The organism is Paenibacillus sp. FSL L8-0470 (assembly GCF_038008625.1).
Lineage (GTDB): Bacteria > Bacillota > Bacilli > Paenibacillales > Paenibacillaceae > Paenibacillus_AQ.
In genome coordinates this window covers 3,334,477-3,347,103 of sequence record NZ_JBBOZM010000001.1, presented here as the reverse complement: position 1 = coordinate 3,347,103, position 12,627 = coordinate 3,334,477, and the positions used below count along the sequence as shown (strand labels likewise).

The following is a 12,627-nucleotide window of genomic DNA, read 5'->3' as shown; positions in this document are numbered from 1 at the left end:
GCTTTTGGAGCACCCCCGCTTTAATATACGCATTAATGGTTATATACCCCCTCCTCCCAGGCCAGCATTGCGGACGGAAACATTTCGATGGCTCTTGGGAATACCCCCTGCACGTAGGCAATAAATACACCATAATTCACAATCGGAACACCCGCATGTTCCGCCTCTTCAAGCCTCCCCAGCATCGCCCTGCGGTTCAACATACACGCTCCGCAGTGAATGATCAGTGAATAACCGCCGAGTCCTGCGGGGAAATCGCTGCCTGCGGCATGTTCAATTTGAAGCTGCCTGCCTGTCAGTTCCCGCAGCCAGCGGGGAATCTTCACGGAAGCAATATCATCGGATTGCCGGTGATGCGTGCAGGCTTCCGCAATGAGCACCCGGTCTCCATCCTGCAAACGACCAATAGCGCGAACCCCGCGTACAAGCTGAGGAAGATCCCCCTTGTAGCGGGCAAACAATATGGAAAAGGACGTGAGCGGGATATCCTTTGGGGTATCTGCCTGAACCTTAAGAAATGCCTGTGAATCCGTGATGACCACATTTGGCTTGCGCCCCAGCGTCTTGAGTGTGTGTCCAAGCTCCTGTTCCTTGGTGACAACAGCAACCGCATCACATTCCATGATGTCACGAATGGTCTGCTGCTGGGGCAGAATCAGTCTTCCTTTGGGTGCTGCCTTATCAATCGGCACTACCAGAACAGCCAAGTCTCCGGGATTCAGCAGGTCTCCCACTAGCCGGAACCGGTCTTCGTCCCTCGGCAGCTCCCTGACGATTGCGGCTTTTAAATCCGTGATCCCAGTATTGCTGAGAGCACTGAATAGTACCGGCTTCAAATGAAGCTGCTCTTCTACCTTTGCCTTTGCCGCCACTACAGTGTGTTCCTCACCGTTACCATGCTCTTCGAGTAAGTCTATTTTGTTCAATAGTAGAATGACCGGAATCTTCTTCACGGACAGGGTCTGTAAAAGGTTGTGCTCAAATCCGGCTACTCCGTGGACAGCATCTATCACCAGCAACGCCAGATCGGTTTTGCTCAGAACCTGATTTGTTTTGCGAATCCGCTGTTCGCCCAAACTTCCGCTATCATCCAATCCGGCGGTATCAATGAGCACTACCGGTCCCACCGGCAGCAGCTCCATCGGTTGATAGACCGGATCTGTCGTTGTCCCGCTTACGGGAGAAACAATGGATGTCTCCTGACCGCCTAAAGCGTTAATCACACTGGACTTGCCGGCATTCCGCCGTCCAAAGACTGCAATGTGCATTCGTTCTCCACGCGGGGTATTATTTAAGCTCATAACATGCGCTCCTTCGTTATCCTAGAACCTTTATAAATCTCCTAATCTTCCAGGGATGCCTGGTTTGGTAACCTCCAGCGGGTGCAGAATGGCATCGATCTGCTTTTTCGTCATCAGTCCGCGTTCCAGCAATATCTCTTTTAACGGCCGGCCCGAGGCCGCCGCAGACGTAGCCAGTTCAGCCGCGGCGTCATAACCCAGATACGTCACCGCTGCGGCAGCCATGACGCCGGAGCGTTCCAAATGCTCGAGACAATGCGCAGTATCGACTTTCAACCCACGCACGCATCGCTCATGAAAGAGCCGTACAGCCCCAGTAAGAATTTCAAGAGATTCAAGCAGAGATTCTGCGATTAAAGGGGCAAAGGCATTCAGCTCCAGCTGTCCGCTGGCCGCCGCCAAAGTGACTGCTGTATCATTGGAGATCACCTTCATAGCAACTGACCCGGCCATCTCTGCGATGACCGGGTTCATTTTACCGGGCAGGATCGAAGAACCTACCTGCATAGGCGGCAGGATGTATTCTGCAATTCCGCCGGAGGGCCCGGAATTAAGCAGCCGGAAATCGCCGGATATCTTCAGCAAGTTCACCGCAGCGGCTTTGAGCAAACCTGAGACTTCCACAAACACATCCATATTCTGTGTGCCATCCATCGGAAAATCGCTGCGGCACAGCCCCATTCCGGTTAGTTCCCGCAGCTCTTCCGCAATGGCATAAATATAAGCAAGGGGGGCATTCATTCCTGTGCCCACTGCCGTTCCTCCAAGGTTAATCTCCCGCAGCCGTTCCTCCGCCTTGTACAGCCGCCACCTGTCCCGTGCAACCGCTTTGGCATAAGCACCAAAGCTTTGTCCGGCCATGATGGGCAGTGCGTCCATGAGTTGAGTCCGTCCTAACCTTAACACATCGGCGTATTCCCGCTCCTTCTCCTGCAATGCCTCCTGAAGAGAGGCGAACTCTTCACTAAGCGAGCGAAGCAGCGGAATCATCGCAATTCGCATGGCAGTGGGATACACGTCATTGGTAGATTGATAGAGATTCACATGATCTATCGGATGGATCAGCCGGTAATCCCCTTTATGCCCACCAAGTTTCTCGATGGCCAGATTGGCTATAACCTCGTTAACGTTCATGTTCGTACTCGTTCCCGCTCCGCCCTGATACGCATCCACAATAAAGTATTTATCCATCTGGCCTTGCAGAATTTCATCGCAAGCGGATAGAATACCCGCAGCCGCCTGCTCGGAAATCCCCCCTTGCCTGCCATTCACTTTGGCTGCCGCTTTCTTCACCATTACAATGGCCCGCGTGATCCGCGGATTCACCTGCCGGCCGCTGACCGCAAAATTATCCCGCGCCCTTACCGCGTGAATTCCATAATAAGCCCCACTGGGAACCGCTTCACTCCCTAAAGCATCCGATTCCACCCGAAACGTTGGATCGTCGTCCAATTGTTTTTCACCCCCCAATTTGCGACATCAGACGCATTGTGGCCTTCTGGGGTGGCTTGGTGCCCGGTTGGTCCATCATAATATGCTGGCCAGGTTTGGCTTCCAAGGCGCGCAGGAACAATTGCTTCAGCAGCTCTGATTGAGCGATGTAAGGCCGGATGTACAGCTCTTCGTTCCAGAAGAGGCACGGCTTAACGTGGCCATTTGCTGTAATACGCAGCCGGTTACACGAATTACAGAAATGCTGGCTGACCGGATGAATCAAGCCAAATTGCCCTGGCGCACCTTGGATGCGAAAATAACGGGCAGGGCCGGAATCTGCTGCTTTTTCAGCCGGCTCATCAGTTGTCCTACCCGAGTCCGGGCCTGCTTCAAGACTAAAACCAGCCTTGGCACAACGCTCCAGTATTCCATCCAAAGGCATATATCCCGCTTCCCATCCGTTGATATCATGACCCATGGGCATATACTCAATAAAGCGTACGTGCAGCGGATATTTCTGAGTCAGCTGCAGAAAGGATTCAATTTCATCATCGTTTACACCTTTCATCAAGACCATATTCAGCTTGAGTACCTCGAAGCCAGCCTTAAAACCAGCTGCTAAAGCATGCAACACCTTGCTGACATCGCCGCCCCCAGTGATTCTGGAATAGCGTTCTGGAATTAGAGAATCCAGGCTGACGTTGAGATCTGTAAGCCCGGCATCACGCAGCTTCTGCACTTTGGGGGCGAGCAGCAGTCCATTCGTGGTCAGACCGACACGTTCGATCCCTGAGATGGCCCTTAACCTGGCCACCAGTTCTTCCAGGTTCGGACGCATCAACGGTTCTCCTCCGGTAAGACGCACCTTGGTTACCCCCATCTCAGCGAGTACCCTTACGATCCGTTCAATTTCGTCAAAGGTAAGCGGGTTACTCTCCACAGCCTTTTCTACTCTGCCCGGATTGCAATACTGACAGCCCAAGTTGCAGCGCTCAGTAACGGAGATACGTACATAATTATGTAAACGACCAAAGTGATCGACCAAGATATCGGACAAACGCTCCACCTTGCTTTCTGCGTAATAGTGACTGAATTAGAGGCGCGAAAAACCGCCGAACTGCTGCAATGACTGCGCACTGGCCAGTCTTTTCCGGGAAATGGAATCCTCAATCTGGCTTGGAACGATAAATTGGAGAGCATTTGTGGGGCATACCCGCACACATTCCGGGCCCTTGCCGCTGTCTTCACACAAATCACATTTGTTCGCAACGATTCTCTCCTTGCGGCTCCATGCACCCGAAGTATTGGAACGAAGCCCGGATTGAAGTTGCTTTTGGCCACTTTTATGTGCCGGAACCATCGTAATCGCCCCATAAGGACATACCAGCATACAGGTCTTGCAACCAATGCAGCTATCCTGATTGATGAAAATGCTGTTGTCTTTGCTCGTAATGGACCCATTAGGGCACACATTAGCACAAGGAGCATCCTCGCAATGTCTGCACTGCACCGGTGCCGTAACTTCGTCGGTCTCGACGACAGTCAACCGTGGATAGAAGTCAGCACCGCTCTCTTCCTGAAGGAACATATTATTCCCGGAATGTGCAACTACGCAGGCCACTTCACAAGTATGGCAACCTATACATTTATCGGGATCGGCAATGACAAACCCGTTCATGACATCTCCTCCTTAAGACTTCTGTCAACAAATTTGGTATGCAGCAAATGATGTGAAGTATGGCCTAACGGTTCACCTAAGAAGTCCTTATATAATTTGATAATATCTGGATTCTCATGGGATTTGCGGACCTTCTGATGAGAGTCGTGGCGGTAGACGGCACTCTTTCTGGCCTGATAAGCAATTTTCCGCTGCGTTTCCAACAGGAGCTTGGGCTGTCCGCCGCCGCTGACACAGCCTTCGGGACAAGCCATCACTTCAATGAAATGATACGGGCAGGTGCCATCTGCAACTTTTGCCAAAACAGCATCCACATATTTCAGTCCTGCAACTACTGCCACTTTGAGCTCCAAATCGCCAATCTGAACTTCTGCCGTCCGGATGCCTTCCTCTCCCCTGACAAAATCCAATTGCAGATTGGGTATCTGCTCATGGGTGATCAGTTCATACCCCGTTCGTATCGCAGCTTCCATCACACCGCCTGTGACGCCGAAGATCGAGCCTGCTCCAGAGTATTTGCCCAGCGGTGAATCAAATGGCTCGTCGGGAAGATGAATGAAATCGATGCCTTGATCCTTGATTAAGCTGGCCAGTTCCCTTGTAGTAATAACAAGATCCACTTCCCGGCAACCATCCACACTCATTTCTTCTCTGCTGCATTCAAATTTCTTACAGGTACAGGGCATAACCGCGACGCTGAAAATATCCGAAGGTGCAATTCCATCCAGCTCCGCTCCGTAGGTCTTGAACAAGGCTCCACCCATTTGCATCGGGGACTTGCAGCTGGACAAATGCTCCAGCAGCTCCGGTGCTGCCGTCTCCGCATGCTTCACCCAGGCTGGACAGCAGGAGGTGAACATTGGCAGCCGCTCTCCTGACATCACTCTGCCAATCAGCTCTGAGCCCTCTTCCATAATCGTCACGTCCGCAGCAAAATTTGTATCATAAATCCGGTCAAACTTCAGCCGTCTCAGCGCAGCCGCCATTTTCCCCGGGGTTAAAGTGCCGAAGGGCAGCCCAAACTCCTCCGCCAGAGATACTCGGATCGCAGGAGCGCACTGCACCACCTTGAACCGTTTCGGATCAGCCAGAACAGCTTTTACCTTCTGGATATCCCCTGACGAATAAGCAGCGAACAAAGGCTCACGCACGTTGGGGAGCTGTCCTCTTTCCTGTAACTTTACCGCTCGTGAGGCTGCCGTCGACTCGTTGTCCGCAGCATAAGCGGTACAAATCTGCACACACTGTCCACAAACGACGCAGCGATGAGCATCAATAGTCTGCGGGTGGCCCGGTTCGCCAATAATGGCATCTACAGGACATACAGCCGCGCAACGTCTGCAGCCGGTACATAATTGTTCGTCAATATGAATGATTGGATCCTTATACGGCATAGTGCAACCTTCTTTTCTGAATTGAAGTGGTATTACAGTCGCATAGCTGCTGCTGTCCGCGACCTGGATACACTGTTATCCGGATGAACCAGTGACAGTGCCTCTACCGGACAGACCTCTACACAAGCCGGAATGTTCCCCATAGCTCCGTCCTTATGGTCCCTGGTCTGGCATAAATCACATTTATAGGCGATCACTTTGGCGCTACGTACCATCGCACTATGCTGCCGCTCCTTTAGTTGAATCTGCGGGACTACCTTGCCGTTGCTGTATGCTTTATACAGACTGATGGCACCAAACGGACAAGCCATGGCACAGCCTTTGCAGCCTATGCAACTCTCTTCATGAATAACTATTATCCCCTCCTCCTGCCGGATCACCTGAACCGGACAGGCTTCTGCACAAGGCGCATTCTCGCACTGACGGCATTGGACCGGCAGTGTGAAGCTCTCTGTTCGAATGACATGCAGGCGGGGAATCACCGGTACCGTAACGGTACCCACAGCCGCCCCAACCCCATTGTGATCGTTATGAACTGCGAAACATGCCAGTTCACACGCCTTGCAGCCTATGCATTTGCCCGCTTCGGCAATGACAAACGGATTCGGCTGTACATTATTCATACCGGTCTCGCCTCCACATGCATCTGCGCTCTGAGCGCCTCATATTCCTGCTGAACCTGTTGTTCTGCGCGCAGTTGATCTGCAATTTTCTCAATGCGGATCGCACAATACTTGTATTCCGGGGTTTTGGATACCGGGTCCAGATAATCACCCGTCAGCTCATTGCAGGCCCCAATCCAGAAATGGTAGGTCATATAGGTGGCCCCGGTTTTAACACGGTTGCTGATCTGTGCCCGGGCTAACACTCTGCCACGGCGGGATACAACATGTACAAGCTGGCCGTCTTCAATCCCTAAGCTTGATCCGTCCGCCGGGCTCATCTGGATGAAACCAGGCTCATCCGACAGTTGACTGAGGGCACGGCAGTTGCCGGTCATCGTCCGAACCGAATAATGCCCTACCTCACGCACTGTGGACAAGGACAACGGATATTCTTGATCCGGCTGTTCCAGCGGTGCCCTCCATTCACAGGCAAACAGCTGTCCTTTGCCGCTGGAAGTGGTAAACCGGTTCCCTTCATATAAATACGGTGTGCCCGGATGATCTTCTGACGGACAAGGCCACTGAACACTGCCCTGTTCTTCCATCTTCCGATAACTGGCTCCGGCAAACGACGGGGAGAGCCCCCTCATTTCATCCCATATTTCTTCCGTGTTCCGGTAGGACATCGGGTATCCCATCGCCGTGGCAAGCTCGCTGATAATTTGCCAATCGGGCTTTACTTCACCGGGAGGCTCGATGGCCTTTCTGATGCGTTGGAATCCACGGTCGGCTGAAGAGTAGACCCCATCATGCTCACCCCAGGAGGTGGCCGGCAAAATCACATCGGCATGCAGGGCTGTCTTGTTCATGAAGATGTCCTGGACTATTACAAATTCTAATTTATCCAGCGTCTCTCTCACTTCTGAGGCATTCGGATCGCTCTGCACCGGATCTTCGCCAAAAATATAATAGGCCTTCACCTTGTCTTCCTTTAGAACGAGATGAGGAATTTCGGTAATCCGATACCCGACTTTGCGAGGCAAAGCCACTCCCCAGGCCTTTTCAAATTTTTTACGGATCTTGTCATCCGTAACAGACTGGTATCCCGGATAGACATTTGGCAATGCCCCCATATCGCAGGAACCCTGTACATTATTTTGGCCGCGGACCGGACCAATCCCGACGGCAGGTCTGCCAAAGTTGCCGGTCAGAAGCGCCAGTGAGGCCAGACCCTTTACAACGTCCACGGCTTGGGCAAATTGACATACCCCCATACCGTACAGGATCATCGCCTTGTTCGCACTCGCATATTGCCGCATTACTTTGCGGATCTCAGCCGCTTGCACACCTGTAATGCTCTCCGCATATTCAGGTGTATATTTCTGTACACTGGCTTTATATTCCGCAAAACCTTCTACATATTTCTCAACATACTGCTTGTCGTATAACTCCTCAGCAATTAACACATGACCAAAGGCATTGACAAGCGCCATGTTCGTTCCGCCTTTAAGGGGCAGCCAAGTATCTGCAATGCGGGCCGACTCCGTCTTGCGGGGATCGGTTACGATGATCGTTGCGCCCTTCTGCTTCGCACTAACAATTCTTCTCGCCACAATGGGATGGGTAACCGCTGCATTGTATCCAAAAATAAACAACAGATCCGTGTCCTCAATTTCAGGAATTGAATTGGACATTGCGCCATCCCCTAGCGAATAGGTAAGCCCAGCTACGGACGGCCCGTGACATACCCTAGCGCAATGGTCAACATTATTGGTTCCGATAACAGCGCGCATAAATTTTTGCATGACATAATTGGCTTCATTTCCCGGGCCACGGGCTGAACCGGTTCCCATGATTGCATCCGGTCCATACTTTTCCTTGATTGCTGTTAGTTTCTCGGCTGTATACTGAATGGCTTCTTCCCAGGATACCTCTGCCAGTGTCCCTGCTTTACGAATCATCGGCTTGCGGATACGGGCGGTAAGAATCTGCGGATCATTCAGAAAATCCCATCCATAATGACCCTTAAGGCACAGATTCCCTTCGTTCGTTCTTCCATCCGCTGGTTCAGCGCCTACGATTTTCCCCTCCTCAACAAGTAAATTCATCTGACAACCACTTCCGCAATACGGACATACAGTCAGCACTTTATTCTCCATAGTTCCTCACCACTCCTTGTGATTTTTTGCACAATTATAGCAACACAAAAATAAGCCAATACAAGGTATAATCAGAAATACACAATGTACTGGCTTATTAAAAAGCTAAGGAGCAAAAGTCCATTCTCTCTAATCAAACCGATTTATTCAATTGAATAATGATTGCCCTATCCCCTTGATTTGGGTCTTCGATCTTCCATGTATATGTAAAGGGGCTGCCAAGCGTTTCTACGATCTCTGCCATAAACTCTCTCTCCAAATAAGGCTTCAGCACTTTCCAGTATTCTGTAACTAAATGTACCGCACCTTCTTTGAGCAAAATTTCAGATAAACTAGAGAGAATTCCACGAATCTCAATAATGATTAAGGACTCATACTCCATCCTAACCTTTACATTCTCCGGACCTTTGCCGCGATAATGCTTCACAATCTTAACTGCAAGTCTTCGCATCTTCTCCTGACATTCAAATACAGTCTCAGGCATCACTACATCCCAGCCTCAACATCCCTATTATGGTAATTTATTTAATTAATTACATGTTAAACCTATCCAATAAAGATTGTCAAACCACAAAAAAGGGCAAATCCTTTCATTTCAACGTGAATTCATCCACTTCTTACACGATATCCATTAATTCCTAAAAAGCTTGTTCAATCTAACTATATTTAAAAAAGAGCAGCAAAGGTCTAAATTCCGCTTTTCCTGCCGGATTCAGACCTTTACCGCTCTTTGCTAGCTACCTTATCTAAGTTCCACATCACTCAGGCGCCGTCTTCCTTCAGACGCAAAAGTGCTGCAGCCGCAGCCTGTTGTTCCGCTTCCTTCTTGGATCGGCCGCTGCCCTTGCCGAGTGACTGGCTGGACATATATACTTCAGAGACGAATTCGCGCTCATGCGCCGGTCCCCGTTCTTCAATAATCCGATATTCCAGCGTACCCAATCCGTGATGCTGTATCAGCTCCTGAAGCTCCGTCTTGAAATCGCTCATCTGCATTTGCAGCTTGCCGTCCGTCTCCACCAGTGGAAATACATGATGATCAAGAAACCGCCGCGCCGTTTCCAGCCCTTGGTCGAGATAAAGCGCTCCCACGAAGGATTCAAACACATCGGCCAGCAAGGCCGGGCGAGTACGTCCGCCCGTAAGTTCTTCCCCTTTGCCCAGCAATACATATTTGCCGAAACCCAAGCTCTCAGCGAACTTGACCAGTGAAGGCTCGCATACAATAGCGGCCCGCAGCTTAGTCAATTCCCCCTCCGGTCTGTCCGGCAGCAACTTATACAAATATTCAGAAACCGTAAGCTCCAGAACAGCGTCTCCGAGAAACTCTAGACGCTCATTGTCCTGATGCTGATTGAAACGGTGTTCATTCACATAAGAGGCATGGGTAAAGGCCTGCTTCAGAAGTACAGCATCGTGAAATTGGATTTGAAGTTGACTTTGTAGCTGCTTCAGGTCTCCTTTCACTGCACTGTCCCCTTACTGATTATATTTTTTGAGAATTACGGTTGCGTTATGTCCTCCGAATCCGAACGAATTCGACATAACAATATTCAGATCAGCTTTGCGCGGTTCATTCGGAACATAATCCAGATCACATTCCGGATCAGGATTGTCCAGATTGATGGTTGGCGCAATGATGTTATTTTGCAGGGAAAGACCACAAATGATTGCTTCCACACCGCCGGCAGCACCAAGCAAATGACCTGTCATTGATTTCGTGGAGCTGATTGCAACCTTGTAAGCATGATCTCCAAGCGCCTTCTTCACGGCAGCCGTTTCCGATCTGTCGCCTACTGGCGTAGAAGTGCCATGCGCATTGATGTAATCAATCTCTTCCGGTGCGATACCGGCATCTCGGATCGCCATCTTCATACAGCGTGCTGCGCCGTCAGGATCCGGCTCCGTCATATGATGGGCATCCGCACTCAGACCGTAGCCGATCACTTCGGCATAGATCTTCGCCCCGCGTTTCTCGGCATGCTCCAGCGATTCCAGAATCAGAATCCCGGCACCCTCACCCATTACAAAACCGTCACGGCCGCTGTCAAATGGACGGCTGGCCTTCTCCGGCTCGTCGTTACGGGTGGACATCGCCCGCATGGCACAGAACCCTGCCATCCCTGTCGGGCGGATGGTAGCTTCGGAACCGCCGCAGATCATCGCATCCGCGTCACCGCGCTGGATCAGGCGGAAGGATTCCCCTATGGAGTGGCTTCCTGTTGCACAGGCTGTCACAGTTGTTGTATTGGGACCTTTTGCACCAAGATTGATCGACAGCTGGCCGGAGCCCATATTGGCAATCATCATGGGAATAAAGAACGGGCTGACCCGTTTTGGTCCCTTTTCCAGCAGGAGATTATGATTGTCTTCCCAAGTACCCAGACCTCCGATACCTGATCCGACGGACACACCAATTCTCTCCGCATCAATATCTTCACCAATCTTAAGTCCGCTGTCCTTCAGCGCATCTTCTCCGGCTGCTACCGCGAACTGAACGAAACGGTCCATCTTACGGGCTTCCTTGCGGCCAAAACGCTCTTCCGCATCAAAGTCTTTAACCGAAGCTGCTATTTGCGTAGTGTATTCACTGACATCAAAGGCTTCAACCTTGGAAACACCGGATTTCCCGCTCATGAGGCTATCCCAGAACGTATCCAAATCTTTACCCAGTGACGTCATCACGCCCATACCGGTAATAACCACTCTATGACTCAAACGCAATCACCCCATCTGTAGGCTGTATACTTCAACATAATTGAACATACATGCTCTCTGAATAGTCTATATAAACTGCAGTCGCCGCAAAAATCAACCCCTCTGCGGTTCTGTTATTTTCCCCGTAAAGGTGCAAATATGCATCCTTTTGCATTTCATTTGTGCTGTAAAATGAGGAGAAGTCCCGCCCTAGCAGGGACGGGACCCTCAATCATATGACTCTAGGTATGAGATTGTATGTACTTCACAACTTCACCCACGGTCGTAATCTTCTCTGCATCTTCATCAGAGATTTCCATATCGAATTCATCTTCCAATTCCATAACCAATTCTACTACATCAAGAGAATCAGCACCTAAATCATCTTTGAAAGACGCTTCTAATGTTACCTCAGCTTCATCGGCACCTAAGCGGTCGATGACAATGCGTTTTACACGCTCCAATACATCGGACATCCGGTTCACCTCCTCTTTTGGTATTATACGAGATATGAAGTCAAAATACCATAGAGCGTAAAAAACGCTTTCCGGGCGCTTCTTCCCGCTTCTCCCTTAATCCCTATACGCTGGTTTGGTCTTACATGTACATACCGCCGTCCACATGAAGTGTCTGACCGGTCATGTAAGCAGCCCCTTCCGAGGCCAAAAATACCGCCGCCATAGCAATGTCCTCCGGCCGCCCAAGCTCAGCAAGGGGAATTCCCTTAATCAGCTCACTGCGGACTTCATCGGACAACTCACGGGTCATATCAGTGTCAATAAAACCGGGAGCGATACAGTTCACGGTGATTCCCCGTGAAGACAGCTCGCGGGCCGCAGCTTTCGTCATGCCGATTACCCCTGCTTTTGCAGCAGTATAGTTAATCTGCCCAGGATTCCCCGTCACACCCACAACCGAAGAAATATTTATGATCCGCCCGTAACGCTGCTTCATCATCGGACGTGTGACTGCTTTTAGACAGTTGAACACGCCTTTGAGATTCGTTTCGATGACCTGATCAAATTCCTCTTCCTTCATGCGCATAATCAGGTTGTCCCTGGTGATGCCGGCATTATTAACGAGGATGTCAATCTTGCCCCAAGTGTTCAAGACCTCTTTGACGAGATTCTCCGCCTCATCGCTTTTGCCTACATTCCCCTTCAGGGCAATCCCCTCGGAGCCTAGCTCTGCTATCCGGGCTACTGTTTCCTGCGCTGCAGCTTCACTTCCGGAATAGTTCACGGCCACTTTTACGCCATGCTCTGCAAGTGCAAGCGCTATGCTGCGGCCGATGCCGCGGGAGCCACCGGTTACAAGGGCTGTCTGGCCTCTTAATGCTGAGAACATTCTGTATTCCCC

At 50.7% G+C, this 12,627-nt stretch carries 12 protein-coding genes; all 12 read right to left on the bottom strand.

What is annotated here, in order from left to right; all coding sequences use genetic code 11:
* Positions 1-32: 32 nt before the first annotated feature.
* A complete protein-coding gene (gene hydF, locus NST99_RS15215) occupies positions 33-1,301 on the bottom strand; it encodes a [FeFe] hydrogenase H-cluster maturation GTPase HydF (RefSeq protein ID WP_341092802.1) in 1,269 nt (422 codons plus the stop codon).
* 30 nt (positions 1,302-1,331) lie between these two features.
* Positions 1,332-2,753 (bottom strand): aspartate ammonia-lyase, encoded by a 1,422-nt coding sequence (locus tag NST99_RS15210; RefSeq protein WP_341092800.1) that lies wholly within the window; start codon positions 2,751-2,753, stop codon positions 1,332-1,334.
* 7 nt (positions 2,754-2,760) lie between these two features.
* Positions 2,761-3,801, bottom strand: a complete 1,041-nt coding sequence (gene moaA, locus NST99_RS15205) for a GTP 3',8-cyclase MoaA (RefSeq protein WP_445744968.1) — start codon at positions 3,799-3,801, stop codon at positions 2,761-2,763.
* Between the two features lie 27 nt (positions 3,802-3,828).
* Positions 3,829-4,413 (bottom strand): 4Fe-4S dicluster domain-containing protein, encoded by a 585-nt coding sequence (locus NST99_RS15200; protein WP_341092797.1) that lies wholly within the window; start codon positions 4,411-4,413, stop codon positions 3,829-3,831.
* On the bottom strand, positions 4,410-5,807 hold the full coding sequence (locus tag NST99_RS15195; RefSeq protein WP_341092796.1) for a [FeFe] hydrogenase, group A: 1,398 nt from the start codon (positions 5,805-5,807) through the stop codon (positions 4,410-4,412). Before NST99_RS15195 ends, NST99_RS15200 begins: the two co-directional genes overlap by 4 nt.
* Positions 5,808-5,839: 32 nt before the next feature.
* Complete coding sequence (locus NST99_RS15190; protein WP_341092794.1) at positions 5,840-6,430, bottom strand: 4Fe-4S dicluster domain-containing protein; 591 nt, start codon at positions 6,428-6,430, stop codon at positions 5,840-5,842.
* A complete protein-coding gene (gene fdhF, locus NST99_RS15185) occupies positions 6,427-8,571 on the bottom strand; it encodes a formate dehydrogenase subunit alpha (RefSeq protein ID WP_341092793.1) in 2,145 nt (714 codons plus the stop codon). The genes NST99_RS15190 and fdhF overlap by 4 nt, the downstream gene beginning before the upstream one ends.
* A gap of 133 nt (positions 8,572-8,704) precedes the next feature.
* On the bottom strand, positions 8,705-9,022 hold the full coding sequence (locus NST99_RS15180; RefSeq protein ID WP_341092792.1) for a Na-translocating system protein MpsC family protein: 318 nt from the start codon (positions 9,020-9,022) through the stop codon (positions 8,705-8,707).
* Positions 9,023-9,333: 311 nt separating this feature from the next.
* Positions 9,334-10,038, bottom strand: coding sequence for a ribonuclease III (gene rnc, locus NST99_RS15175; protein ID WP_038591210.1), 705 nt, complete (start codon positions 10,036-10,038; stop codon positions 9,334-9,336).
* Between the two features lie 12 nt (positions 10,039-10,050).
* A complete protein-coding gene (fabF, locus tag NST99_RS15170; protein WP_076109231.1) occupies positions 10,051-11,289 on the bottom strand; it encodes a beta-ketoacyl-ACP synthase II in 1,239 nt (412 codons plus the stop codon).
* A gap of 221 nt (positions 11,290-11,510) precedes the next feature.
* Positions 11,511-11,744 (bottom strand): acyl carrier protein, encoded by a 234-nt coding sequence (locus NST99_RS15165; RefSeq protein ID WP_019911228.1) that lies wholly within the window; start codon positions 11,742-11,744, stop codon positions 11,511-11,513.
* A 121-nt stretch (positions 11,745-11,865) separates the two neighbouring features.
* The gene (fabG, locus tag NST99_RS15160; protein WP_341092791.1) at positions 11,866-12,615 is read right to left on the bottom strand and encodes a 3-oxoacyl-ACP reductase FabG; all 750 of its coding nucleotides are present in this window, start codon (positions 12,613-12,615) and stop codon (positions 11,866-11,868) included.
* Positions 12,616-12,627 lie beyond the last annotated feature (12 nt).

Excerpts from the sequence above, each read along its gene's own strand:
- fdhF (WP_341092793.1), bottom strand. The coding sequence starts at position 8,571 with ATGGAGAATAAAGTGCTGACTGTATGTCCGTATTGCGGAAGTGGTTGT.
- NST99_RS15200 (WP_341092797.1), bottom strand. The coding sequence starts at position 4,413 with ATGAACGGGTTTGTCATTGCCGATCCCGATAAATGTATAGGTTGCCAT.
- NST99_RS15165 (WP_019911228.1), bottom strand. The coding sequence starts at position 11,744 with ATGTCCGATGTATTGGAGCGTGTAAAACGCATTGTCATCGACCGCTTA.
- NST99_RS15180 (WP_341092792.1), bottom strand. The coding sequence starts at position 9,022 with ATGCGAAGACTTGCAGTTAAGATTGTGAAGCATTATCGCGGCAAAGGT.
- fabG (WP_341092791.1), bottom strand. The coding sequence starts at position 12,615 with ATGTTCTCAGCATTAAGAGGCCAGACAGCCCTTGTAACCGGTGGCTCC.
- NST99_RS15195 (WP_341092796.1), bottom strand. The coding sequence starts at position 5,807 with ATGCCGTATAAGGATCCAATCATTCATATTGACGAACAATTATGTACC.
- NST99_RS15190 (WP_341092794.1), bottom strand. The coding sequence starts at position 6,430 with ATGAATAATGTACAGCCGAATCCGTTTGTCATTGCCGAAGCGGGCAAA.
- hydF (WP_341092802.1), bottom strand. The coding sequence starts at position 1,301 with ATGAGCTTAAATAATACCCCGCGTGGAGAACGAATGCACATTGCAGTC.